Consider the following 23,800-nt stretch of genomic DNA (forward strand, 5'->3'; position numbering starts at 1 on the left):
AAGGACGCCAGCAAACGCTGGCGTTTTTTTATGCCCGAGATTCAGGCCTGAGCATTTTCAAAAATTCAAACGTTTGCGCAATGTCTGGACATAATTGTTCCACTCATTGAGCACCTCTTGCTGCAAAGGAGTCGCAGTAATGTTCAATTGGGCTGCCGCTTCTTCAAATGCTTCAAGGGTATTGGGCGCCCCCCACTCGGGCGCTGACAAACGTTGCTGACAGAATATTCGCCAGCGTTCTTGCTCTTCGAAACTCAACGTATCGGGAAAGTTACGGGCGCGATACCGAAACAATAATTCAGGTAAACGTTCGTCATCGAACGGCCATTGCTCTTGCGCCAATTGCGCCGGGTCAGCCGCTCGGACTTGCTCACAAAGACGCCGGTCCCGATCACCGATAAAACCATCGTATAACTGTTGTTCAGGGTCTTGGCTCTGGGCAAAATCTTCGCGGGCGTAAATGGCCTGAACTTTATCTCGCCACATTGTTTGTGCGGCACTTAGCCGCAGCGTGCGCTCCTGATAAAGCGCCATATCCAGCCCCAGGCGTTGCTGATCATCGGGACGAAGCACCGACAACGGCGCCACCACCGGGCATTTGTTGATGTGAATGAGTTTGAGCGGCACCGGCAGTTCGCCATCGGCCAGTTCATCGCGACGGGTATACAGACGCTGGCGCAAGGTCTCGGCATCCAGATCGAGCAAACCCTGAGGGTCCAGGTGCAGGTCACAGACAATCAACGCGTTCTTGTTGCGCGGATGCCAGGCCAGCGGCAACACCACGCCGACATAACTGCGTGCCGCCGAAAAACGCCCGGAAATGTGCACCATCGGCTGCAACAGCCGAACCTGATCCATCACCTTTTGTTTGCTGCGCAACTGGAACAGCCAGTCATAGAGCTTCGGCTGCTTTTCCCGAATCAGCCGCGCCAGTGCGATGGTCGCGCGAACGTCCGACAGCGCTTCGTGAGCATTGCCGTGATCGATGCCGTTGGCGGCAGTCAGGCGTTCGAGCTTGAGCGTCACCCGCCCCTCGTCGTCCGTCGGCCAAACCAGGCCATCGGGCCGCAAGGCATACGCCGCTCGCACCACATCGATCAGATCCCAACGACTGTTACCGCCCTGCCACTCGCGGGCATAGGGGTCGAAGAAATTCCGGTACAGGCTGTAACGAGTCATCTCATCATCGAAACGCAAGGTGTTGTAACCCGCGCCACAGGTGCCCGGCGCCGCCAGCTGCGCGTGGACCCGCGTCATGAAATCGGCTTCGCTCAAACCGTGCTCGGCCAGTTGACCTGGCGTGATACCCGTGATCGCGCAGGCCATCGGATGCGGCAGGATGTCTTCACTGGGCTGGCAATAAAGATTGACCGGCTCGTCTATGACATTGAGATCAAAGTCAGTGCGAAGCCCCGCCACTTGCAGCGGACGGTCACAACGCGGGTTGATGCCGGTGGTTTCATAGTCGTACCAGAAGATCGAGGTCACGGGCTATTCCTGAACTGAAGATCGGCGAAGTCTAGGCGTTCACATCCCGCCCCGGCCAGTAATCTTGCATTCAATCACCTCTGACCACGCACCGTGCAATACATAGTTATGTCGTTTTCACCCGTGAGGCTGCTAGCATCGGCCCCACAGAGAATCCCGATCAGGCCACATCATCAGGTTGCCCATGCTCGAGACCACAGCACTGCCAAGGAAAGCGACGCTGTCCCCGCCACTGGATACGCGGTATCAGGTTGAAACGCCGGAAGGTATCGACTTGCCACTGCGCCCGGCCGGGTTGATGGTGCGTGCGCTGGCGTTCTGCATCGACCTCGGGCTGCGCGGGTTGATTCTGGGCCTGCTGTTTATTGTCCTCGCGTTTCTGGGGAAACTCGGCGCCGGGCTGGGCTCGATCCTGCTGTTCGCCGTGAGCTGGTGGTACATGGTGTTGTTCGAAGTGCTCAATCAGGGGCGTTCGCCGGGCAAGCAATGGATGGGCCTGCGGGTGGTGCAGGATGACGGCACGCCGATCGGCTGGTCCGCTTCGCTGTTACGCAACCTGCTGCGATTCGTCGACCTGCTGCCGTTCGGCTATTTCCTCGGCGTCATCAGTTGCCTGCAACACCCCAGCTTCAAACGCCTTGGCGACCTGGCCGCGGGCACGCTGGTGATCTACCGCGAACAGCCACTCACCCGACCGCAAGTGCCCGAGGCAGAACCACGACGTCCGGCCTTCGCCATGACGCTGGCCGAACAACGCGCCATCCTCGGGTTTGCCGAACGCCAGGGTGAACTGTCCGAAGCACGGGTCACCGAGCTCGCCACCCTCCTCGCGCAACCGTTGAAGGTTCCAGCGCCACGAGCGGTGGCGGAACTCAACGGCATCGCCCGCGGTTTGTTGGGCCCCGCATGAAGCAGAGTCTTTTCGAGAACCGCCACAAGGCTGAATGGGCGCAGTTTTCCCTCATGCTCGACAGGCTGGAGCGCAACAAAGACACCTCACGAGTCGCCAGTTTTGCGAAAGACTATCGCAGGCTCTGCCAACACCTGGCGCTGGCTCAGGAACGTGGCTACAGCAGCTTCCTGATCGACTCTTTGCAGCAACAGGTCCTGCGCGGGCATCAACAGCTGTATCGGCATCGCAGCCGTTTGGGCGCCAACGTGCTCGGCTTCATCCTCGCGGATTTTCCGCGGCTGGTACGCGAACAATGGCGCTTCGTGCTTGCAGCCAGCCTGATGTTTTTCGGCAGCCTGATCGGCTTCGCGCTGCTGGTGTATCTGTTTCCGGACCTGGTCTACAACCTGATCCCGGCGCAACAGGTCAGCGACATGCAAAGCATGTACGACCCCAACGCCGGACACCTGGGTCGCTCGGCGGAACGGGCGGCCAGTGAAGACTGGGTGATGTTCGGCTACTACATCATGCACAACATAGGCATCGCGTTTCAGACCTTCGCCAGCGGTTTGCTGTTTGGCCTGGGCAGCGTGTTTTTCCTGTTCTTCAATGGCTTGATGATCGGCGCGGTAGCCGGGCACCTGACGCAGATCGGCTATGGGCAAACCTTCTGGTCATTCGTGATCGGCCATGGTGCTTTCGAACTCAGCGCCATTGCCCTCGCGGGCGCCGCCGGCCTGCAACTGGGCTGGGCATTGATCGCGCCGGGGCGCCTGCCACGCGCTGAAGCCTTGCGAGTCGCGGCGCGCAAAAGCGTGTTGCTGATTTGCGGGGTCATGCTGTTTCTGCTGATTGCCGCGTTTATCGAAGCCTGCTGGTCATCCATGACCGGGCCGACGCCGATGACCAAATATCTGGTCGGCGCGGCGCTTTGGTGTCTGATGGCTATGTATCTGCTGTTTGCCGGACGGACTCGTCATGCGCCTGAGTGACGCCACCGTGGTGATCCGCCCTCGCACAACCTGGGAGGCCATGGACCTCGGCGTCCTGTTGAGCCAGCGGCACCGACGCCTGCTGATGACCAGTTGGGCCATCGTGACCTTGCCGGTTTTCGCCCTGCTCACCTTGTTGCTGTGGGATTCACCGTCCCTCGCCGCGTTCATTTTCTGGTGGCTGAAACCGGCCTTCGAACGCCTGCCGCTGTACATCCTGTCCAAAGCCATGTTCGGTGAAACGCCGACCTTGAAACAGGCGCTGCGCCAATGGCCCCTACTGCTCAAGCCACAATTGCTTGCCAGTCTGACCTGGCGACGCTTGAGTCTGAGTCGCAGTTTCCTGATGCCGGTGGTGCAACTCGAAGGCCTGAGTGGGCAAGCGCGGCAACAGCGCTTGCAGGTGCTGTTGCAACGCGACGGCGGCGCGGCGCGGTGGCTGACGATCATCGGCGTGCATGTGGAAAGTGCACTGTGGATCGGCTTGATGATGCTGTTCTATCTGTTCCTGCCGCAACAGATCGAACTCGACTGGAGCTGGCAGACGTTGCTGTCCGCCGCCACGCAAGACTGGCATTGGCTGGAACACCTGACCAACGTGTTTTACGTGTTGGTGCTGGTGGTGTGGGAACCGGTCTACGTGGCCTGCGGCTTCAGCCTTTATCTGAACCGGCGCACGGTGCTGGAGGCCTGGGATATCGAGTTGGTGTTCCGCCGTCTGCGCCAACGCTTGAGCAGTACCGCCGGCGCCCTGCTACTGGCGGCATTTTTACTGATGCCCGCGGCGCAAAACCTGTGGGCCGCCGAGTCAGTCGTTTCGCCGGACAGCCCGCGGCTGCTGGACCAGCCACTGACCAGTCAGGCGTCCCGGGACAGCATCAGGACGATCCTCGATCAGCCGCCGTTCAAGAACAAGGAAACGGTCACCCGCTATCGTTTTGGCGGCGAAGACAAACCTGACGCCGAAACCCAGGACGAAGGCAAAGCTCCCGAGTGGTTGAAGGCGCTGCTCAAGTTGCTGGATAACCAGCGTTTCGGTGCCTTGGCGACCCTGATTGAAGCGCTGCTGTGGGGTATGGTGATCGGCGCTATCAGTTTGTTGATCTGGCGTTACCGTGACTGGTTGCAGGCGTTCGTCAGTCGCCGACCGGCGTTGCCGCGCAAAGTCACACGGACGCCACCACGACAGGCATTCGGCCTGGACCTGAGCCGCGAAACCCTGCCTGCCGACATCGCCGCCAGCGCCGAAAGTCTCTGGCAATCCAATCCGCGTGAGGCGCTCGGGTTGCTCTATCGCGCCCTGCTCAGCCACTTGTTGCACGACTACAACATGGCGTTGAAACCGGCCGACACCGAAGGTGAAGTGCTGGAGCGCGTCAAACACCTGCAGCAACCAGCATTGCTGACTTTCAGCAAAAAACTGACGGGACACTGGCAAAACATGGCCTACGGGCATCGCCTGCCCGCCGCGCACGTGCAACAGGAACTCTGTGATGGCTGGCGAGCGCTGTTCGGCCCGGGAGCGGCGCATTGAACCGGCGGCTCTGGCTGGCGGGCGGCGTGCTCATCGCAGTGCTGTTGGCTGCGCTGAGTGTCTATCTGTATTTCAAGGCAACGCCCTATCAGACGGACATCGATCACGGCCCCTCGCCCGAAGCCCAGGCCAACCCTTATCTGGCCGCCGAGCATTTCCTGCGCAAACAAGGCCTGACCGTCGGCCATGCCAACAGTCTCGACATGCTGCCGACACTGGACCCGCGCCAGCACAGCCTTTTGCTGCTCGGCGACCGGTACAACATGACCCCGCGGCAGATTGACCAAGTGATGAACTGGACCCGCGCCGGCGGGCGTCTGTTATTCATCGCCGAATCGCTGTGGGATGAAAAAACCGGCCAAAGCAATGACCTGCTGCTCGACAGGGTCCAGGTGCACCAATCACTGAGCAAAGACCTCAAGGACCCGCCGCCGGAGACCGGCAAGGATCCTTACCCCAACCTGACAAAACTGTATCTTGAGGACGAAGACGGCCCGGCCTACGCCACCTTCGATACCGCATTCCATCTCGAAGACCCGAAAAATCTCGCGCAAGCCTGGGCCAACAGCGGCAAGGCCACGCACATGATGCAGCTCAACCACGGGCTCGGCTCGATCATCGTGGTCACCGATGCCGACCTGTGGAAAACCCCGGCCATCGACCAATACGACAACGCCTGGCTGCTCTGGTACTTGACCGCGGACACCCAAGTGACGCTGCTGTTCAACACCGATCACGACAACCTGCTGACCTTGTTGCTGCGCTACTTCCCTCAGGCACTGGTCGCGCTCATCGCCCTGATCGGCCTTGGCCTCTGGCATGTCGGTGTGCGCCATGGCCCATTGATTGAACCGGTGCCGAGAGCCCGCCGGCAACTTCAGGAACACCTGCGTGCCAGCGCCGATTTCATCTTGCGCCGCAGCGGTCAAGGCAGTCTGTTGCAAGCGTTGCAGCAAGACATCCTGCGCCGAGTGCGGCGCCGTCATCCCGGTTTTGAACAACTCGGCGTCGCCGAGCAATGGCTGGTACTCGCACGCCTGACCGGCCAACCCACACGCGCTATCAGCCAGGCCATGAGCCCACGACCGAAGCAACGGCTGTCCAGCGTTGAGTTCAGCCGTCAGGTCGCTCACCTGCAAACCTTGAGGAATGCCTTATGAGTGAACAGATCGAGCCCGGCGCACCGAGCCACGCCGAGCAGCAGCGCCAACGCGCCAGTCACCTGGCCCAAGCGGTAAGAGTAGAACTGCAAAAAGCCGTGATCGGTCAGAACACGGTGATCGACGACGTGCTCACCGCGTTGATTGCCGGCGGCCATGTGTTGCTCGAAGGCGTGCCGGGACTGGGCAAGACATTGTTGGTGCGCGCCCTCGCCCGCTGCTTTGGTGGCGAATTCGCGCGCATCCAGTTCACCCCGGACCTGATGCCCAGCGACGTCACCGGACACGCGGTGTACGACTTGCAGACCGAGCAATTCAAACTGCGCAAAGGGCCGTTGTTCACTAACCTGTTGCTCGCCGACGAAATCAACCGCGCCCCGGCGAAGACCCAGGCCGCGCTGCTCGAAGCCATGCAGGAACGGCAAGTCACCCTCGAAGGCCGCGCTCTGCCGATCGCGCAACCGTTCATGGTGCTCGCCACGCAAAACCCCATCGAACAGGAAGGCACTTACCCGCTGCCGGAAGCCGAACTCGACCGCTTCATGCTCAAGGTGCGCATGGACTACCCCGACGCCGAACAAGAGCTGAGCATGGTGCGTCAGGTCAGCCGTTCGACCCGGGCCGACATGCTCGATGTGCAACCGCTGCGCACCGTTCTGCAAGCCAAGGACGTGTTGGCCTTGCAACGCATCGCCAGTGATCTGCCGCTGGACGATCAGGTCCTCGATTACGCCGTACGCCTGGCCCGCACCACCCGCAGCTGGCCCGGCCTGACCCTCGGTGCCGGGCCTCGGGCGTCCATTGCACTGGTGCGCTGCGCACGGGCGCGCGCCTTGTTGCGCGGCGGTGAATTCGTGATTCCGGATGACATCAAGGGCTGCGCACTGGCGGTGCTGCGCCACCGTGTACGCATTGCACCGGAGCTGGATATCGAAGGACTGGAGGTCGATCACGTGCTGCGGCAACTGCTCGATCAAGTGCCGGCGCCGCGTCTGTGAAACCCTCGCGCCTGCTGCTGATCTGGCTCGCAATCCTGCTGGCCATCGGCATCGTGCTGGGTACCTTGCGCGCACTGGACATTGCGGTGCCCTCTAGTCTGTTGTCGATCAACTGGGGATTGCTGTTGGCGCTGCTGGCCCTGGCAATACTCGATGCTGTGCGCCTCACACGCCTGCCCTCACCCCGGATAACACGACAAATGCCAGGCAGCCTGGCACTCGGCCGTTGGAGCGAAGTGCTCCTTGAGGTTGAGCACAACATTCCCCAACCACTGACGATCCAGATTTTCGACCACGTCCCCGACGGCCTGAGCTTCGAAAATCTCCCTCTGTCGGTCGAACTTCAGCCCGGCCAACACACGCAGATCGGCTATCGGCTGCGCCCGCTCAAGCGCGGCCACTTCAACTTCGAACACTGCGAAATCAACCTGCCAAGCCCCTTGCACCTGTGGTCCGGCAAACGGCTTCTGAGTGTCGCTGACCACACCCGCGTCTACCCCGACTTCGCCCGTCTCTACGGCGGCCAACTACTGGCGGTGGACAATTGGCTCAGCCAGCTTGGCGTGCGCCAGCGGCAACGACGGGGCCTGGGTCTGGAGTTTCATCAGTTACGGGAATTTCGCGAAGGCGACAGCCTGCGCCAGATCGACTGGAAAGCCACCGCCCGCCAGCGCACCCCGATTGCTCGGGAGTATCAGGACGAGCGCGATCAGCAGATCATTTTCATGCTCGACTGCGGCCGCCGCATGCGCAGCCAGGACGGCGAACTGGCACATTTCGATCATGCGCTGAATGCGTGCCTGCTGTTGAGTTACGTGGCGTTGCGCCAGGGCGATGCGGTGGGACTGAGCACCTTTGCCAGCGATCAACCGCGCTATCTTGCACCGGTGAAAGGTGCAGGTCAGCTCAACGTATTGCTCAACACGGTCTACGACCTGAACAGCACCCAACGCAGTGCTGACTATCAGGACGCGGCAACTCATCTGCTGGCTCGACAAAAACGCCGCTCGTTAGTGGTATTGATGACCAACCTGCGGGACGAAGACGATGAGGAGCTGCTCACGGCGGTCAAACGCCTGAGCAAGCAACATCGCGTGCTGGTCGCCAGCCTGCGCGAAGACGTACTCGACAGCCTGCGTCAGACAACCGTGCAAACCTTGTCCGAGGCGCTGGTTTATTGCGGGACGGTGGACTTCTTGAATACACGGGCCGAACTTCATGAACGGCTGAATGCCCATGGCGTACCGGTACTGGATGCAAGCACTCATGAACTGGGCGCCGCGCTGGTGACGCGCTATCTGGAATGGAAGAAGGCCGGGGTGTTTTAGTGGTGGTACGCAGAGTGCGCCACTGCTTAAAGATCAAGCAGAGCCCGCCAGCTCGTGCGCCTGATGCCTGCCATCCGTCGATACTTATTGTCTGTACCGACGCCATCGCGGGCAAGCACGCTCCCACAGTGTTCCGGGGTGTTCACACATTATGTGATCGCCATAAAACCTCGTGGGAGCGGGCTTGCCCGCGATGGCGATTGTAAATGCACCGCTGTCGTCAGGCAGAAGCGGGCAACGGCTGAAAACTGAAGTACCGCTTCAACGCCTCCACCAATTGCCCATACTCCGGCGGTGCCCGTTGCAGACTGAACCCGGCGTCATAGTGGTGAGGCGTCGCATCCTCATGGCACCACAGGCAGCAGGCTTTGAGGTCAATGACCTGTTGGCAACCATCGGCCATGGGAATTTTCAGGCGCAGATCAAAATCGGCGCCGATCATCATCGGCAACTGACTGATGAGCATCAGCCCGTCTGCGGAGACGTTGCCGAGGAAGCCAATCGGTTTGTCGGTGACGCTGTTGAACACTCTCAGAAAATACGGCAGTTGATGCCGCTCGATCCGGCGGTCAGTGAACATGCTGAATTCGCTACGCAAGGCCCTTAAGCAGAGCCGCACTAATGCTTCGGAACGGGCCTGCCTGTCTAAAACGTGAGCCAGGCAATAGGCGCGCTCTCCCCGATCCCGGTGCGACAGTCCGTACTGCGCTGCCGCTTACTCCTGCCGATCACAGGTGTTACCTCGGTCGAGAGTCAAGGCTCTAAACCGGTTACTCGACTATAGCTCACCGTCGCGCGTGAGCCAGCCTTGGAATGACAACTGCAATCAGAAGCGCGTCGGACGCACCACCGCGGTGCTGCGCAGCGGGTAGTGACCCAGCGACTGCAAGGTTTCCAGCCGGGCGCGGGCGCGGTAGGCATACTCGCTTTGCGGGTACGAAGCCTGGATGAACTGGTAGGTTTGCGCCGCATCCACGAACATCTTCTGTCGTTCCAGGCACAAACCGCGCAGCATCGACACTTCTGGCCACACATAAGGCCGCGCGCGGCTGGCACGTTCAACTTTGGACAGTTCGAGCGTCACCTGCTCGCAATTGCCACGGTCATAAGCGCTGTAGGCATTATTCAAATGATGGTTCATCGAAAAACGGGTGCAGCCCACAACACTGAGGGCAAGGGCGGCTATGAGCACGAATCGCATGGGGGTTCTCCTGTCTTGAGTTCTGTATCGACCCGTAGGCGAAAATCTTCAGGAATGTTCATTTAAAGATAAAGACGAATAACAAAGCGCTTCACAAAAAGTAGTGCAAACGAACAATGACTACACCCCAAGACCATAGTAGCCTCACTCAGCGCTTGAACTCAGGAGTCTTTGCATGTCCGTCCGTCGTACCAAAATCGTCGCTACCCTTGGCCCGGCCAGTAACTCGCCGGAAGTTCTAGAACAGCTGATTCTGGCTGGCCTGGACGTCGCCCGCCTGAACTTTTCCCACGGCACCCCCGACGAGCACAAGGCTCGCGCGAAGCTGGTGCGTGACCTCGCTGCCAAGCACGGCCGCTTCGTTGCCCTGCTGGGTGACCTGCAAGGCCCGAAAATCCGTATCGCCAAATTCGCCAACAAGAAGATCGAACTGAAGATTGGTGATCAATTCACCTTCTCTACCAGCCATCCTCTGACCGAAGGCAACCAGCAAGTGGTCGGCATCGACTACCCGGATCTGGTCAAGGACTGCGGCGTGGGCGACGAGCTGCTGCTCGACGACGGTCGCGTGGTGATGCGCGTCGATACCGCCACCGCCACCGAACTGAACTGCACCGTGATCATCGGCGGTCCGCTGTCCGACCATAAAGGCATCAACCGTCGCGGTGGTGGCCTGACGGCGCCGGCCCTGACTGAAAAAGACAAGGCCGACATCAAGCTCGCCGCGGAAATGCAGGTGGACTATCTCGCCGTGTCTTTCCCGCGTGATGCCGCCGACATGGAATACGCCCGTCAACTGCGCGACGAAGCCGGCGGCACTGCCTGGCTGGTGGCGAAAATTGAACGCGCCGAAGCCGTGGCCGATGACGCCACCCTCGACGCCCTGATCAATGCCTCCGACGCCGTCATGGTGGCGCGTGGTGACCTCGGTGTGGAAATCGGCGACGCCGAGCTGGTGGGCATCCAGAAGAAGATCATTCTGCACGCACGCCGCCACAACAAGGCTGTGATCGTCGCGACCCAGATGATGGAGTCGATGATCCAGAACCCGATGCCGACCCGCGCCGAAGTGTCCGACGTGGCCAACGCCGTGCTCGACTACACCGACGCCGTCATGCTGTCGGCAGAAAGTGCTGCCGGTCTGTACCCGCTGGAAGCGGTGCAAGCGATGGCGCGCATTTGCGTCGGCGCTGAAAAGCACCCAACCAGCAAGACCTCCAGCCACCGCATCGGCAAGGTCTTCGAAAGCTGCGACCAGAGCATCGCGCTGGCGGCCATGTACACCGCCAACCACTTCCCGGGCGTGAAAGCGATCATCGCCTTGACCGAAAGTGGCTACACGCCGTTGATCATGTCGCGCATCCGCTCTTCGGTACCGATCTACGCGTTCTCCCCGCACCGCGAAACCCAGGCCCGCGCGGCCATGTTCCGTGGCGTCTACACCGTTCCGTTCGACCCGGCCTCGCTGCCGCCTGAGCAAGTCAGCCAGGCTGCGATCGACGAACTGTTGAAACGCGGCGTTGTGGAAAAAGGCGACTGGGTCATCCTGACCAAGGGCGACAGCTACCACACCATCGGCGGCACCAACGGGATGAAAATCCTGCACGTTGGCGATCCGATGGTCTGAGTGACCGGTTGCTGAAAACAAAAGCCCCGCCATGTGAATGGCGGGGCTTTTTGGTTTTCGATCTTGAAGGTGTGTTACCTGGGCTGACGCCATCGCGAGCAAGCTCGCTCCCACATTTGATTTGCGTACACCACAAATCCCCTGCTCGCGATGGCGGCAGCCCGGCCAACGCCAATTCAATGCCGATTGATAAACCCCGACAACGCCGCCATCGCCTCCGGCGAACGCAGCCGCTGGGTGAACAACGCGCCCTCTTCTTCTATCACCTTGCGCAGCTGTTCGCGGTCCGGGGCTTTCATCAATTGCTTGCTGATGCGCACCGCTTCCGGTGGCAGCGACTCAAAGCGCAACGCCATCTCCCGCGCCTTGGCCAACACCGCTTCGCCACTGCCCAGCGCTTCGGTCGCAATCCCCCACTCGGCCGCTTGCTCCCCGCTGAAACCTTCGCCCAGCAGTAACAATTCAGACGCTTTGGCATGCCCAAGCAAGCGAGGCAATAAAAGACTGGAGCCGAATTCCGGACACAAGCCGAGGTTGACGAAGGGCATGCGCAATCGCGCATCGCGGCTGACATACACCAGATCGCAATGCAGCAGCAGCGTCGTGCCAATTCCGACTGCCGCACCGGCCACAGCAGCGATCACCGGTTTGCGGCATTCGAGCAGATTAAGCATGAAGTGGAACACCGGGCTGTCGAGGTTGCTCGGCGGTTGTTGAATGAAGTCGGCGATGTCGTTGCCGGCGGTGAAACACTCGGCACTGCCAGTGATCAGCACGGCGTTGATGTCGGGGTCGGTGTCAGCCTGTTTCAACGCTTCGGCCAAGTGGCTGTACATGGCGCGGGTCAGGGCGTTTTTCTTGTCGGGGCGATTCAGGCGCAGGGTCAACAGGCCGCGTTCGCGTTCAATCTGGATGGCATCGGTCATGGTCGGTCTCGCGTCTGAAAAATCAGCGCTCAACCGCGGGGCAGGAAGACGTCGGCCAGCAGTTGATTGCGCGGCAGTCCCGCCAGGTACAGGCGCCGGGCGAAGGCATCGACGCTGTCGGGGGACCCGCAGAGTAAGGCCTGGGTTTGCCGGGAAACAAGCCGCAGTTGCGCCAAAGCCGCGGCCAACTCGGTCGGTGTCCACAGTTCGATGTTGAGGTTCGCACGACTGGCGGCCATGGCTTGCAGGGGTTTGGCCAGATAATGCTCATCGGCATCATGGGCCAGGTGAATAACGCGGATGACGCCCTGGTGATCCTGTCGCAGGGCTTCACGCAAGACGCCAAACAACGGGCCCAACCCGGTGCCGGCGGCCATCAGCCACAGTGGCCGGGTATGCCAGTCGGCGTCGTAATGCAGTGCGCCGCCGCGCAGTTCACCAAGACGCAACGAGTCGCCAATCTGCAACTGACGCGCGGCATCACTGAATGCGCCGGGCTGGCGACAATCCAGGTGAAACTCCAGAAAGCGGTCTTCTCCCGGCAGGCTGGCGAGTGAGTACGGCCGCGCCACGCTACCGGCCCACAGCACCAGATGCTGCCCGGCGCTGTAGCGCAACGGACGCTGAGGTGTCAGGCGCAAACGCAGCACATTGCTGCTCAACCAATCGACGGCGGCGACCTCGGCCGGTTGGCCGTCCTGTTGTGGGTCGAAGGCATGCACCTGCAAATCCTCGACCACCTGACACTGGCACGCCAGACGCCAGCCTTGCTGACGCTGCTCTGCACTCAAGGCATCGGGGCGGCTGTCATTCGGCAATCCTTGCGTGCATTGCACCAGGCACGCATGACAACTGCCGGCGCGGCAACTGTAGGGAACGGACACGCCGTTTTGATTCAACGCATCAAGCAGGTTGCTGCCCGCTGCTACCGACCATTGCCGATCGCCGACCCGCAATTCAGGCATCGGCGTTCTCCCACGCCGCCGCGCAACGATTGCGGCCGTCGCGTTTGGCGCGATAGAGCGCCTGATCGGCACGCTGCAAGGCATCGTCGAGATCGTCACCCAGTTCCAACAACGTCATGCCCGCCGACAGGCTGATATTGCCGACCTTCAGGCCGATCAACTCGACATCAGTGAAGGCAATCCGTAGCCGCTCGCAACAGGACGTCAGGCGTTCGGCGCTGCAATCGGGCAGCAGCACCACGAACTCTTCACCACCATAACGGGCCAGCACGTCACCCTCACGCAGACAGGCATTGGCCACACCGGCGAAAGCTTGCAGCACCTGATCGCCGGCAGCGTGGCCGTGCACATCGTTGATGCGTTTGAAATGGTCGAGGTCGATCAGCGCCAGGCCATGCACCACGCCGAGCTCCATGGTGTTGAGCTCGCGGGAGGCCAGGCGCAGGAAATGCCGGCGGTTGAACAATCCTGTCAATTCGTCGGTAGCCACCAGGTCTTCGAGCTGACGCATCATTCCGCGCAGGGTGTCCTGATGCGCCTGCAAGGCGAACCGGCGCTGACGCATCCGCTGGCGCGAGGCCTGGACATGTCGGGCATAAAGCTCCAGCCACACCAGTACGATAAACAGTACGCACACCTGCAACGCGGCCAGCGCCGGGTCGGCCAACTGGAAGTGGTAGCCCTCCCACAGCGTGATCGCACTGAAGCTGAAAAACACCATCAACGCGCATCGAGCAAAGGCCCGGCGCGACAGGTGAAACAGCCCGAACAACAGAATCAGCACGTAGAACACCAGGAACGCGCCACGGGCTTCGTCCAGATGGGCGATCAGCCACGTCTGCCAAGTCAGCCCCAGCAACACTTGCGCTTCGGTCAGGCTCGGGTCGGAAAACCGCAGGTTGCAGCCGCTGTAAAACACCGCGAACAGCGCCGCCTGGCTGATGACCACCAGCGCGCTGCCAACGGCGACGCTGGTCAGGGGTTGATCGTAATGACCGGTGAAAAACGCCAGCCACAGCAGCATTAGAGCCAAGGCGTAGGTGCCGGCCGCAAGGGCAAAACGTTTGAGCAAAAGGCGCTGGATAGCGTTATGGGTCAATCGTTGACTCACCGTGCGAAAGGAGGCTGGCCGAGTGTCTTACTCTACAGACCGAATGCCACTGTAGTGACGTGTTTGATAAATGACCATTCAATTTTCAGAGCGAAAAACTGGCGTCAATGCGATGACCGACTGAACGCTAATTTGCGCACGATCCTTTGTGTCTGGGCTTGCTCGCGAATACGGCTCCTACAGGGGAACGCGCTCGCCGACTCAATCCGTATCAACGACCTATGCGACCAACGATTGACTGCCGGCGCGTGTACCCGGGACCGAGGCGCGTTATACTGCCGCGCCTTTTTAGCGTCGCGCCAGCATGCCCGGCGTGCCTTGTAAAGGTGCTTGCAACCGACCGATGCACCCAAGCTGCAAGCACCTTATTGAATGTTCCCGTCTTTTAGAGGAGCGCGACTCATGACCGTGATCAAGCAAGACGACCTGATTCAGAGCGTTGCCGACGCCCTGCAGTTCATTTCCTATTACCACCCCGTGGATTTCATCCAGGCGATGCACGAAGCCTACCTGCGCGAAGAATCGCCAGCGGCCCGTGATTCGATGGCGCAAATTCTGATCAACTCGCGCATGTGTGCCACCGGCCACCGCCCGATCTGCCAGGACACCGGCATCGTCACCGTGTTCGTCCGCGTGGGCATGGACGTGCGTTGGGATGGCGCCACCATGGGCCTGGACGACATGATCAACGAAGGCGTGCGCCGGGCTTACAACCTGCCGGAAAACGTCCTGCGTGCCTCGATCCTCGCCGACCCGGCGGGCGCTCGTAAAAACACCAAGGACAACACCCCGGCCGTTATCCACTACTCCATCGTTCCGGGTAACACCGTGGAAGTGGACGTGGCGGCCAAGGGCGGCGGCTCCGAGAACAAGTCGAAGATGGCCATGCTCAACCCGTCCGACTCGATCGTCGACTGGGTACTGAAGACCGTTCCGGAAATGGGCGCCGGCTGGTGCCCACCGGGCATGCTCGGCATCGGCATCGGCGGCACCGCCGAGAAAGCCGCGGTCATGGCCAAGGAAGTGTTGATGGAATCCATCGACATTCACGAGCTGAAGAAGCGCGGCCCGTCCAACCGTATCGAAGAGATGCGCCTGGAGCTGTTCGAGAAGGTCAACCAACTGGGCATCGGCGCCCAGGGTCTGGGTGGCCTGACCACCGTGCTCGACGTGAAGATCATGGATTACCCGACCCACGCCGCTTCGTTGCCGGTGTGCATGATCCCGAACTGCGCCGCCACCCGTCACGCGCACTTCGTGCTCGACGGCTCCGGCCCGGCCTCGCTGGAAGCGCCACCGCTGGATGCCTACCCGGAAATCGTCTGGGAAGCCGGCCCGTCGGCCCGTCGCGTCAACCTCGACACCCTGACCCCGGAAGACGTGCAAAGCTGGAAGCCGGGCGAAACCGTCCTGCTCAACGGCAAGATGCTCACCGGTCGCGACGCTGCGCACAAGCGCATGGTCGAGATGCTGAACAAGGGCGAAACCCTGCCGGTGGACCTCAAAGGTCGCTTCATCTACTACGTCGGCCCGGTTGATCCGGTGCGCGAAGAAGTCGTTGGGCCAGCCGGTCCGACCACTGCAACGCGGATGGACAAGTTCACCCGTCAGATCCTCGAGCAAACCGGCCTGCTGGGCATGATCGGCAAATCCGAGCGCGGCCCGACCGCAATCGATGCGATCAAGGACCACAAGGCCGTTTACCTGATGGCAGTCGGCGGCGCGGCTTACCTGGTGGCGCAAGCGATCAAGAAATCCCGCGTAGTGGCTTTCGCCGAACTGGGCATGGAAGCGATCTACGAGTTCGACGTGAAAGACATGCCGGTGACCGTTGCCGTTGATAGCAAGGGTGAATCGGTACACATCACCGGTCCTGCCATCTGGCAGAAAAAGATCAGTGAAAGTCTGGCGGTAGAAGTGCAGTAAGCGCTTCGACTGACAAAGAAAAAGGCGACAGGAGCAGGCTCCTGTCGCCTTTTTTGTGGCTCATGTTATGGTGCGCCCCCTCCGTACACATTGTGTAACGCCCAGCATGTTTGAGACCTCTCGCACCCTGCGTCTGACGCTGTACACCTTTCTTATCCTTGCCGGTGCAGCCCTCGCCGCCACCCTGGCCATGCGTCACGCCGAGCGCCAGGCGCTGGTCGAAGACGCGGCGCGCGCCAATCAGCAATTGGGTTTGTACGCCGCCTCTCTGCACACCCTGATCGATCGCTACCGCGCGCTGCCCGCCGTTCTCGCCCTTGACCCGCAATTGCGTTCGGCGCTCACCGGGCCGGTCACCGCCGAACAGCAGGACGCGTTGAACCGCAAACTGGAAAAGATCAACGGCGCGGCCGAGTCCTCGACGCTGGAACTGCTCGACCACACCGGCCTCGCCGTGGCGGCGAGCAACTGGCGTTTGCCCAGCAGTTACGTCGGCCACAACTACGGTTTTCGTCCCTACTTCAGCCAGACCCGCACCCAGGGCACCGGGCGCTTTTATGCGGTGGGCGTGACCAGCGGGATTCCCGGTTACTTCCTGTCCAGCGCCGTCACCGATGACGATGGCCGGTTTCTCGGTGCGATGGTGGTGAAACTCGAGTTTCCCGAACTGGAGCGCGAATGGCGTCAGGGCAGCGACACGCTGCTGGTCAGTGACGCCCGCGGGATCATCTTCATCGCCAATCAGCCGGGCTGGCGCTATCGCCAGTTGAAACCGCTGAGTGACAGCGACCTCGCTGAACTCAAGGCCACCCGCCAATATGACAAGCAGCCGCTGACGCTGCTCGGCTATCAATCGCTGCGGCGCTTTGACGACAACAGTGAACTGACGCGGGTCGATGGCCCGGACGGTAAAGCGGATTACTTGTGGGAGTCCTTGCCGCTGGCCGCCGAGGGCTGGACGCTGCACCTGCTGCGGCGTCCGCAAGTGGCGCTTGAAGACCGTCGAAACGCCGCGCTCGCCGCTGCCGGGTTGTGGCTGACGCTGGTGTTTCTGCTGCTGTTCCTCAACCAGCGCTGGCGTCTGGCGAAGATGCGCCAGCGCAGTCGCGAAGAACTCGAACAACTGGTGGAAGAACGCACCCGCGACCTGCGCACGGCGCAGGACGGTCTGGTGCAATCGGCCAAACTGGCCGCCCTCGGCCAGATGTCGGCGGCACTGGCCCATGAAATCAATCAACCGTTGACCGCCCAGCGCATGCAACTGGCCACGCTGCGGCTGTTGCTCGATCACGGCCGGGTCGACGACGCCTACAAGGCACTGAAACCGGTGGATGACATGCTGACGCGCATGGCCGCCCTCACCGGCCACCTGAAAACCTTCGCCCGCAAAAGCCCCAGCGGCTTGCGCGAACGCCTGGACCTGGCTTCGGTGGTGGACCAATCGTTACAACTGCTCGACACGCGCCTGCGCGATGAACAGGTCAGCACCGTGCTGCACCTGACGCGCCCGGCCTGGGTGCGGGGGGATGCGATTCGTCTGGAACAGGTGCTGATCAACCTGCTGCGCAATGCCCTGGATGCGATGCAGGACAAACCCTGCAAACGTCTGGAAATCCGCCTCGAAGCCGACGAACAACTATGGCGCCTGAGCGTCATCGACAACGGTGGCGGCATCGCCGAAGAGAATCTTTCGAAGGTCTTTGATCCGTTTTTCACCACCAAACCGGTGGGCGATGGCCTGGGCATCGGTCTGGCCGTATCCTTTGCCATCGTTCACGAATCGGGCGGCCGCCTGAGTGCCGACAACCACGACAACGGCGCGGTGTTCACCCTCACCCTGCCCATCGATCCGGAGGCGCCCGGCGCATGCTGAATTCAGTGATGGTGGTCGACGACGAAAGCAGCATCCGCAGCGCCGTCGAGCAATGGCTGAGCCTGTCGGGTTTCGAGGTGCAGCTGTTCAGCCGCGCCGATGAATGCCTGGCGCAGCTACCGAAGCATTTTCCCGGGGTGATCCTCAGCGACGTGCGCATGCCTGGCATGACCGGGCTGGAACTGCTCGCCGAAGTGCAGCGCCGCGATGCCGACTTGCCGGTGATTCTGCTGACCGGGCACGGCGACGTGCCGATGGCGGTCGATGCGATGCGCGATGGCGCCTACGATTTCCTCGAAAAACCCTTCAGCCCGGAAACCCTGCTCGGCAGCCTGCGCCGTGCGCTGGACAAGCGCCGGCTGGTGTTGGAAAACCGCGCGTTGCACGAACAGGCCGATAACCGCGCCAAACTCGACGCGACGTTGCTCGGCGTGTCCCGTGGCCTGCAGACCCTGCGCCGGCAGGTGCTGGATCTGGCGGCATTGCCGGTGAACGTGTTGATTCGCGGTGAAACCGGCAGCGGCAAGGAGCTGGTCGCCCGTTGCCTGCACGACTTCGGCCCGCGTGCCGACAAGCCGTTTGTCGCGCTCAACTGCGCGGCGATCCCCGAGCAGTTGTTCGAGGCTGAGCTATTCGGGCACGAGAGCGGCGCGTTCACCGGCGCGCAGGGCAAGCGCATCGGCAAGCTCGAATACGCCGATGGCGGCACGCTGTTTCTCGATGAAATCGAAAGCATGCCGCTGGCCCAGCAAGTGAAATTGTTGCGGGTGCTGCAGGAGCAGAAGCTGGAGCGGTTGGGTTCCAATCAGAGCATTCGCGTGGATTTGCGGATCATCGCTGCGACCAAACCCGATCTGCTGGATGAGGCCCGGGCCGGACGGTTTCGTGAGGATCTGGCCTATCGGTTGAACGTCGCCGAATTGCGTTTGCCGCCGTTGCGTGAGCGTCGCGAAGACATTCCGCTGTTGTTCGAGTCGTTTGCGCAAAGCGCTGCCGAACGATTGGGGCGCACATTCCCGCCGCTGAGCGGCCCGCAGTTGAGCCATTTGCTGAGCCATGACTGGCCGGGCAATGTGCGCGAACTGGCGAACGTGGCCGAGCGGCAGGTGTTGGGACTGGGTGAGCCGGAACCGGTCGGGATCGATCCAGGCCAGTCGCTGGCGGCGCAAGCGGAAGCGTTCGAAGCACATTGCCTGCGCGCGGCGCTGACCCGGCACAAGGGCGATGTAAAGGCAGTGCTTGAAGAGCTGCAACTGCCCCGTCGGACGTTCAATGAAAAGATGCAGCGGCATGGGCTCACGCGGGAGATGTTCCTGCAAGACAGCTGATTTTGCAGTGCCTGCACTGGCCTCATCGCGAGCAGGCTCGCTCCCACATTTTGAACGGTGTACGCGGGCCATTGTGGGAGCGAGCCTGCTCGCGATGAGGCCGGCACACACAACACAAACTCCAAGTTCATAAGCGATTTTTCGCTCACACTCAATTTCCGATAAGCGGATTTCCGCTCACTCAAGCGTCAACCCCCCTCTAAACCGGCCCTCTCTCGATTGGCACACCTCCTGCTATAGCCCCCTCAGGCTGCGTTTAAACGCGCTCCACAAAAACAATTAAACGAAGGATCCTTCAATGGATAACTCCAACGCCCTGCCCCTTGGGTCGGCTGCCGTGCCGGCCAAAGAAAGAACCACCGCCAGTCGCATCAAATCGATCTTCAGCGGTTCGGTCGGCAACATGGTCGAGTGGTACGACTGGTACGTCTACGCCGCCTTCTCGCTGTACTTCGCCAAAGCCTTTTTCCCGAAAGGCGACACCACTGCACAACTGCTCAACACCGCTGCGATCTTCGCCGTGGGCTTCCTCATGCGTCCGATCGGTGGCTGGCTGATGGGCCTCTACGCCGACAAGGCCGGTCGCAAGAAAGCGCTCATGGCTTCGGTGTACCTGATGTGTTTCGGCTCGCTGGTGATCGCCCTGAGCCCGGGGTATGAAACCATTGGCATCGGCGCGCCGATCCTGCTGATTTTCGCGCGTCTGCTGCAAGGCCTGTCGGTCGGTGGCGAGTACGGCACCTCGGCCACCTACCTCAGCGAGATGGCGACCAAGGACCGTCGCGGTTTCTTCTCCAGCTTCCAGTACGTGACCCTGATCTCCGGCCAGCTCATCGCGCTGGGCGTGCTGATCGTGCTGCAAAACTTCCTGACCACCGAAGAGCTGTATGCCTGGGGCTGGCGCATCCCGTTCGCCATCGGCGCACTGTGTGCCGTGGTCGCGCTGTACTTGCGTCGCGGCATGGAAGAGACCGAGTCGTTCACCAAGGTCAAGAAAGAGAAAAAAGAAAGCGCCATGCGCACGCTGATGCGCCATCCCAAGGAACTGATGACCGTGGTCGGCCTGACCATGGGCGGCACCCTGGCGTTCTACACCTACACCACGTACATGCAGAAATACCTGGTGAACACCGTCGGCATGAGCATCTCCGACTCCACCACCATTTCCGCTGCCACGCTGTTCCTGTTCATGTGCCTGCAACCGATCATCGGCGGGCTGTCGGATAAAGTCGGTCGTCGGCCGATCCTGATTGCCTTCGGTGTCCTCGGCACCCTGTTCACCGTGCCGATCCTCACCACCCTGCACACCATCCAGAGCTGGTGGGGCGCGTTCTTCCTGATCATGGCGGCGCTGATCATCGTCAGCGGTTACACCTCGATCAACGCGGTGGTGAAAGCCGAGCTGTTCCCGACCGAGATCCGTGCGCTGGGCGTTGGCTTGCCCTATGCCCTGACCGTGTCGATCTTCGGCGGTACCGCTGAATACATCGCGCTGTGGTTCAAGAGCATCGGCATGGAAACCGGTTACTACTGGTATGTCACCGCGTGTATTGCCGTGTCGTTGCTGGTGTACATCACCATGAAAGACACCCGCAAACATTCGCGGATCGAGACGGACTGAGTTCGTTAGCGCCACAAAAATAGGGGCAGATCTTAACGGGTCTGCCCCTTTTGTTTACTACCGACACAAAACCCTGTGGGAGCGAGCCTGCTCGCGATAGCGGTGTATCAGATACAAATTGGCTGACTGACACACCGCTATCGCGAGCAGGCTCGCTCCCACATTTGAATCTCATCGCTGGAAATTATCCGTTCGTCCTTGCACCATGACTGCCTCCCGATCCTCCCGGAATATATGCCATGCCCGACGACATCCACTTCTACGAACCCGCCAACGGCCACGGCCTGCCCCATGACCCGTTCAACGCGATCGTCGGCCCGCGCCCCATCGGCTGGATTTCCTCCCAGGATGCCAACGGTCGCCTGAATCTGGCGCCGTACAGTTTCTTCAACGCCTTCAATTACATTCCGCCGATCATCGGGTTCTCCAGCGTCGGACGCAAAGACAGCCTGAACAACATCGAGCAGACCGGCGAGTTCGCCTGGAACCTGGCGACCCGGCCGCTGGCCGAGCAGATGAACCAGAGCTGTGCGATGGTCGCGCCGGAAATCAACGAGTTCGAGTTGTCAGGGCTGACGCCCGTTGCGTCGAAAATCATTCAGGTGCCACGGGTTGCAGAAAGCCCGGTGTCCTTCGAGTGCAAGGTCACGCAGATCATTCAGTTGCAACGCGCCGACGGCAACGTGGTGCCGAGCTGGCTGATTCTCGGCGAAGTGGTCGCCGTGCACATCGCCAAATGGCTGTTGAAGGACGGGGTGTACGACACCGCCGCGGCAGAACCGATTCTGCGCGGTGGCGGGCCAGCGGATTACTTTCAGCTGGGCCCGGAAGCCTTGTTCAAGATGTTCCGCCCGGGAGCGGTCAAGTAATTACCAGATCAGCTCGCCGTCTTCGCCGACGCCCTTGAGGTGCGTCAGTTTCAGGGCGGCAGCCTCGTCCGCTTCTTTGGCGGTCTTGAAGGTCTGGTCTTCCAGCAATTTGTTGAAGCGCGGTGCGCCCGAGCCACCGATGGCTTTGGTGGCAATCGCCGCGTAGTAACCGCCTTCGCGGGGCACTACAGCGGATACGGCTTCGAAGGTGTCAAAGGCTTTGCGTGCCATGTCGCGGATCCTGGCTGATTGAGAGTTGCGCCATTAAACCCTCAACCCGCGAGTTTGTGTACCCACGACCGGGACTGCCCCAACGCCTGGGTCGCCGACACCTCCTTGAACGTATGAAAATCCAGACTGTTGACCACCAGTTCCTGCACCAGCTCGGCGAAAATCTCCATTGCCGGCGTGCTGAAATAAGCAATCATCGCTTGCTGATGGGTCCAGAATCCGGAGACCAGCCACAACTCCGGATCGCACTGTGAATGCTGCAAGGAAAAACTCAGGCAGCCAGGCGCGGCGCGCGACGGCTCGATCAAGGCGCTGAGGCGCGCACCGAGTTCCGCCGAACGCCCGGCGCGGGCCCGGACGAAGGCCATATGACTGACGGGGATCTGCGTAGACATGTTCAACCCTCCCAGGTACTCGAGTGGCAGCCGTGGGACGGGCTGCGACAGGATCCAAGGTTAAGCGCCCGCACGCTGCCCCGTTAGTCGATTCCTGCCGGCTTGTTGCACAATCCTGCGAAGCTGCCTTCAGCGCCTGTAACAATGTGTAAAACCTGTAAGCGGGCTGAAACACGAGGTTCAAGCAAGTTTTCCTTGCGCGCAACTGCCATACCGGCCGACCTCTGCAACCCCGTGCAGAATCAGGCAAGCTTTTCGCAGGATGTGTCTACCGCCCTGCCTTGCACAAATTTAAGCTCTGCTCATTCCCACTGTTTCGCCGAGGATGCCCTGCATGTCGTCGCTCGATCACTTTCAAGCCCCGCCGGACGCCGACATGGAGAAGCAGCGCGCGGAACTGGCGGCCATCATCCGTCGCAACACCACAGAGGATGGCAATTATGCGACCGCCGTCGGCTCGCTGTTTTTGGGCAAACACAGCAAGTCCCATGACTTCGCCCCGGTGCTGGCACAACCGGCGTTGTGCATCATGGCGCAGGGGCGCAAAGAGGTCAGGTTGGCCGACGAATTCTTCAATTACGATCCACTGAATTACCTGGTGGTGTCGGTCTCCATGCCCCTGAGCGGGCGGATCGTGAACGTCACGTCTGAAGAACCGATCCTCTCGGTACGGCTGGACATTGACCCGGCGGAAATCACCGCGCTGATTGCCGACGCCGGCCCGCTCGGCGTACCAACCCGTCCGACCGGTCGTGGCTTATATGTCGAACGAATCGACACCGCGATGCTCGACGCGGTGCTGCGCCTGGCGCGTTTGCTGGACACGCCGAAAGACATTGCCATGCTCGCGCCGTTGATTCGTCGGGAGATTCTCTATCGGTTGTTGCGCAGTCAGCAGGGCTATCGGCTGTATGAAATTGCCATCGCCAACAGCCAGAGCCACCGCATCAGCCAGGCGATCAAATGGCTCAACGGCAATTACGAGCAGCCGCTACGCATCGATGATTTGGCCAAGGAAGTGAATTTGAGCGTGTCGACCTTGCATCACCGGTTCAAGGCGATGACGGCGATGAGCCCGTTGCAGTATCAGAAGCAACTGCGCTTGCAGGAAGCGCGGCGGTTGATGCTGGCGGAAGGATTGGAAGCATCGGCGGCGGGGTATCGTGTGGGGTATGAAAGCCCGTCGCAGTTCAGCCGTGAGTACAGCCGATTGTTCGGCGCGCCGCCGTTGCGGGATTTGGCGCGGTTGCGGTTGAGTGTCTGATTCAGCCTTGAGGGTGTAACTGATGGCCCCATCGCTGGCAGGCCAGCTCCCACAAGGATTGCGGGTGATCA

The 23,800-nt window shown here is 60.9% G+C and carries 21 protein-coding genes; 13 read left to right on the forward strand and 8 right to left on the reverse strand.

Going from position 1 to position 23,800, the window contains the following annotated elements; genetic code table 11:
- Positions 1-57: 57 nt before the first annotated feature.
- Entirely contained in the window at positions 58-1,488 is a 1,431-nt protein-coding gene (gene sbcB / locus Q7W83_RS22145; RefSeq protein ID WP_473656994.1) for an exodeoxyribonuclease I, read from the reverse strand.
- A gap of 184 nt (positions 1,489-1,672) precedes the next feature.
- Here sbcB and Q7W83_RS22150 point away from each other — a divergent pair, with 184 nt between their 5' ends.
- The 6 genes from Q7W83_RS22150 to Q7W83_RS22175 are packed head-to-tail and all read left to right on the forward strand — an operon-like array spanning position 1,673 to position 8,392.
- Positions 1,673-2,398, forward strand: coding sequence for an RDD family protein (locus Q7W83_RS22150; protein ID WP_150633223.1), 726 nt, complete (start codon positions 1,673-1,675; stop codon positions 2,396-2,398).
- Positions 2,395-3,372 carry a stage II sporulation protein M gene (locus Q7W83_RS22155; protein ID WP_473656996.1) on the forward strand — a complete coding sequence of 326 codons (978 nt, stop codon included), beginning with the start codon at positions 2,395-2,397 and terminating at the stop codon, positions 3,370-3,372. Before Q7W83_RS22150 ends, Q7W83_RS22155 begins: the two co-directional genes overlap by 4 nt.
- Positions 3,359-4,906: a DUF4129 domain-containing protein gene (locus Q7W83_RS22160; RefSeq protein WP_473657000.1), complete on the forward strand. Its 1,548-nt coding sequence runs from the start codon at positions 3,359-3,361 to the stop codon at positions 4,904-4,906. Before Q7W83_RS22155 ends, Q7W83_RS22160 begins: the two co-directional genes overlap by 14 nt.
- A complete protein-coding gene (locus Q7W83_RS22165; protein ID WP_150633226.1) occupies positions 4,903-6,066 on the forward strand; it encodes a DUF4350 domain-containing protein in 1,164 nt (387 codons plus the stop codon). Before Q7W83_RS22160 ends, Q7W83_RS22165 begins: the two co-directional genes overlap by 4 nt.
- The gene (locus Q7W83_RS22170; protein WP_150633227.1) at positions 6,063-7,064 is read left to right on the forward strand and encodes an AAA family ATPase; all 1,002 of its coding nucleotides are present in this window, start codon (positions 6,063-6,065) and stop codon (positions 7,062-7,064) included. The genes Q7W83_RS22165 and Q7W83_RS22170 overlap by 4 nt, the downstream gene beginning before the upstream one ends.
- Positions 7,061-8,392 (forward strand): DUF58 domain-containing protein, encoded by a 1,332-nt coding sequence (locus Q7W83_RS22175; protein ID WP_150633228.1) that lies wholly within the window; start codon positions 7,061-7,063, stop codon positions 8,390-8,392. The genes Q7W83_RS22170 and Q7W83_RS22175 overlap by 4 nt, the downstream gene beginning before the upstream one ends.
- A 220-nt stretch (positions 8,393-8,612) precedes the next feature.
- Here Q7W83_RS22175 and Q7W83_RS22180 read toward each other — a convergent pair whose 3' ends face one another.
- Positions 8,613-8,972, reverse strand: a complete 360-nt coding sequence (locus Q7W83_RS22180) for a PilZ domain-containing protein (RefSeq protein ID WP_150639444.1) — start codon at positions 8,970-8,972, stop codon at positions 8,613-8,615.
- A gap of 246 nt (positions 8,973-9,218) precedes the next feature.
- A complete protein-coding gene (locus Q7W83_RS22185; protein ID WP_150633230.1) occupies positions 9,219-9,593 on the reverse strand; it encodes a tetratricopeptide repeat protein in 375 nt (124 codons plus the stop codon).
- 175 nt (positions 9,594-9,768) lie between these two features.
- Between Q7W83_RS22185 and pyk the strand changes: the two genes are divergently transcribed.
- Positions 9,769-11,220: a pyruvate kinase gene (gene pyk / locus Q7W83_RS22190; protein ID WP_150633231.1), complete on the forward strand. Its 1,452-nt coding sequence runs from the start codon at positions 9,769-9,771 to the stop codon at positions 11,218-11,220.
- Positions 11,221-11,396: 176 nt separating this feature from the next.
- Here the strand turns inward: pyk and Q7W83_RS22195 are convergent, their stop codons facing one another.
- Genes Q7W83_RS22195 through Q7W83_RS22205 form a run of 3 tightly spaced genes read right to left on the reverse strand, consistent with a single transcriptional unit; the run spans position 11,397 to position 14,210 of the window.
- Entirely contained in the window at positions 11,397-12,146 is a 750-nt protein-coding gene (locus Q7W83_RS22195; RefSeq protein ID WP_473657005.1) for an enoyl-CoA hydratase-related protein, read from the reverse strand.
- A gap of 29 nt (positions 12,147-12,175) precedes the next feature.
- Positions 12,176-13,111 carry an iron-sulfur-binding ferredoxin reductase gene (locus Q7W83_RS22200; RefSeq protein ID WP_473657009.1) on the reverse strand — a complete coding sequence of 312 codons (936 nt, stop codon included), beginning with the start codon at positions 13,109-13,111 and terminating at the stop codon, positions 12,176-12,178.
- A complete protein-coding gene (locus Q7W83_RS22205; protein ID WP_150633234.1) occupies positions 13,104-14,210 on the reverse strand; it encodes a GGDEF domain-containing protein in 1,107 nt (368 codons plus the stop codon). The genes Q7W83_RS22200 and Q7W83_RS22205 overlap by 8 nt, the downstream gene beginning before the upstream one ends.
- Before the next feature lie 414 nt (positions 14,211-14,624).
- Here Q7W83_RS22205 and Q7W83_RS22210 point away from each other — a divergent pair, with 414 nt between their 5' ends.
- The 5 genes from Q7W83_RS22210 to Q7W83_RS22230 all read left to right on the forward strand — a co-directional run bounded on the left by Q7W83_RS22210 (position 14,625) and on the right by Q7W83_RS22230 (position 21,839).
- Complete coding sequence (locus Q7W83_RS22210; RefSeq protein ID WP_150633235.1) at positions 14,625-16,148, forward strand: fumarate hydratase; 1,524 nt, start codon at positions 14,625-14,627, stop codon at positions 16,146-16,148.
- A 106-nt stretch (positions 16,149-16,254) separates the two neighbouring features.
- Positions 16,255-18,021: a sensor histidine kinase gene (locus tag Q7W83_RS22215; protein WP_473657012.1), complete on the forward strand. Its 1,767-nt coding sequence runs from the start codon at positions 16,255-16,257 to the stop codon at positions 18,019-18,021.
- On the forward strand, positions 18,015-19,349 hold the full coding sequence (locus Q7W83_RS22220; RefSeq protein ID WP_150639447.1) for a sigma-54-dependent transcriptional regulator: 1,335 nt from the start codon (positions 18,015-18,017) through the stop codon (positions 19,347-19,349). The genes Q7W83_RS22215 and Q7W83_RS22220 overlap by 7 nt, the downstream gene beginning before the upstream one ends.
- A 298-nt stretch (positions 19,350-19,647) precedes the next feature.
- The gene (locus Q7W83_RS22225) at positions 19,648-20,970 is read left to right on the forward strand and encodes an MFS transporter (protein WP_150631149.1); all 1,323 of its coding nucleotides are present in this window, start codon (positions 19,648-19,650) and stop codon (positions 20,968-20,970) included.
- A gap of 239 nt (positions 20,971-21,209) precedes the next feature.
- Positions 21,210-21,839 carry a flavin reductase family protein gene (locus Q7W83_RS22230; RefSeq protein ID WP_150631150.1) on the forward strand — a complete coding sequence of 210 codons (630 nt, stop codon included), beginning with the start codon at positions 21,210-21,212 and terminating at the stop codon, positions 21,837-21,839.
- On the opposite strand, the gene Q7W83_RS22235 is transcribed toward Q7W83_RS22230, so the two are convergent.
- Both Q7W83_RS22235 and Q7W83_RS22240 read right to left on the reverse strand, forming a co-directional pair.
- Entirely contained in the window at positions 21,840-22,070 is a 231-nt protein-coding gene (locus Q7W83_RS22235; protein ID WP_150639448.1) for a hypothetical protein, read from the reverse strand.
- A 41-nt stretch (positions 22,071-22,111) separates the two neighbouring features.
- The gene (locus Q7W83_RS22240; protein ID WP_150631152.1) at positions 22,112-22,465 is read right to left on the reverse strand and encodes a putative quinol monooxygenase; all 354 of its coding nucleotides are present in this window, start codon (positions 22,463-22,465) and stop codon (positions 22,112-22,114) included.
- Positions 22,466-22,799: 334 nt separating this feature from the next.
- Here Q7W83_RS22240 and Q7W83_RS22245 point away from each other — a divergent pair, with 334 nt between their 5' ends.
- Positions 22,800-23,729, forward strand: a complete 930-nt coding sequence (locus tag Q7W83_RS22245; protein ID WP_150631153.1) for an AraC family transcriptional regulator — start codon at positions 22,800-22,802, stop codon at positions 23,727-23,729.
- Positions 23,730-23,800: the final 71 nt, after the last annotated feature.

The organism is Pseudomonas sp. 300 (assembly GCF_055803035.1).

Coding starts and splice junctions, on each gene's coding strand:
- Q7W83_RS22160 (WP_473657000.1), top strand. CDS start 3,359: ATGCGCCTGAGTGACGCCACCGTGGTGATCCGCCCTCGCACAACCTGG.
- Q7W83_RS22225 (WP_150631149.1), top strand. CDS start 19,648: ATGGATAACTCCAACGCCCTGCCCCTTGGGTCGGCTGCCGTGCCGGCC.
- Q7W83_RS22210 (WP_150633235.1), top strand. CDS start 14,625: ATGACCGTGATCAAGCAAGACGACCTGATTCAGAGCGTTGCCGACGCC.
- Q7W83_RS22155 (WP_473656996.1), top strand. CDS start 2,395: ATGAAGCAGAGTCTTTTCGAGAACCGCCACAAGGCTGAATGGGCGCAG.
- Q7W83_RS22185 (WP_150633230.1), bottom strand. CDS start 9,593: ATGCGATTCGTGCTCATAGCCGCCCTTGCCCTCAGTGTTGTGGGCTGC.
- Q7W83_RS22150 (WP_150633223.1), top strand. CDS start 1,673: ATGCTCGAGACCACAGCACTGCCAAGGAAAGCGACGCTGTCCCCGCCA.
- Q7W83_RS22215 (WP_473657012.1), top strand. CDS start 16,255: ATGTTTGAGACCTCTCGCACCCTGCGTCTGACGCTGTACACCTTTCTT.
- Q7W83_RS22230 (WP_150631150.1), top strand. CDS start 21,210: ATGCCCGACGACATCCACTTCTACGAACCCGCCAACGGCCACGGCCTG.
- Q7W83_RS22200 (WP_473657009.1), bottom strand. CDS start 13,111: ATGCCTGAATTGCGGGTCGGCGATCGGCAATGGTCGGTAGCAGCGGGC.
- Q7W83_RS22245 (WP_150631153.1), top strand. CDS start 22,800: ATGTCGTCGCTCGATCACTTTCAAGCCCCGCCGGACGCCGACATGGAG.
- Q7W83_RS22235 (WP_150639448.1), bottom strand. CDS start 22,070: ATGGCACGCAAAGCCTTTGACACCTTCGAAGCCGTATCCGCTGTAGTG.
- Q7W83_RS22170 (WP_150633227.1), top strand. CDS start 6,063: ATGAGTGAACAGATCGAGCCCGGCGCACCGAGCCACGCCGAGCAGCAG.
- Q7W83_RS22220 (WP_150639447.1), top strand. CDS start 18,015: ATGCTGAATTCAGTGATGGTGGTCGACGACGAAAGCAGCATCCGCAGC.
- Q7W83_RS22240 (WP_150631152.1), bottom strand. CDS start 22,465: ATGTCTACGCAGATCCCCGTCAGTCATATGGCCTTCGTCCGGGCCCGC.
- pyk (WP_150633231.1), top strand. CDS start 9,769: ATGTCCGTCCGTCGTACCAAAATCGTCGCTACCCTTGGCCCGGCCAGT.
- Q7W83_RS22195 (WP_473657005.1), bottom strand. CDS start 12,146: ATGACCGATGCCATCCAGATTGAACGCGAACGCGGCCTGTTGACCCTG.
- Q7W83_RS22180 (WP_150639444.1), bottom strand. CDS start 8,972: ATGTTCACTGACCGCCGGATCGAGCGGCATCAACTGCCGTATTTTCTG.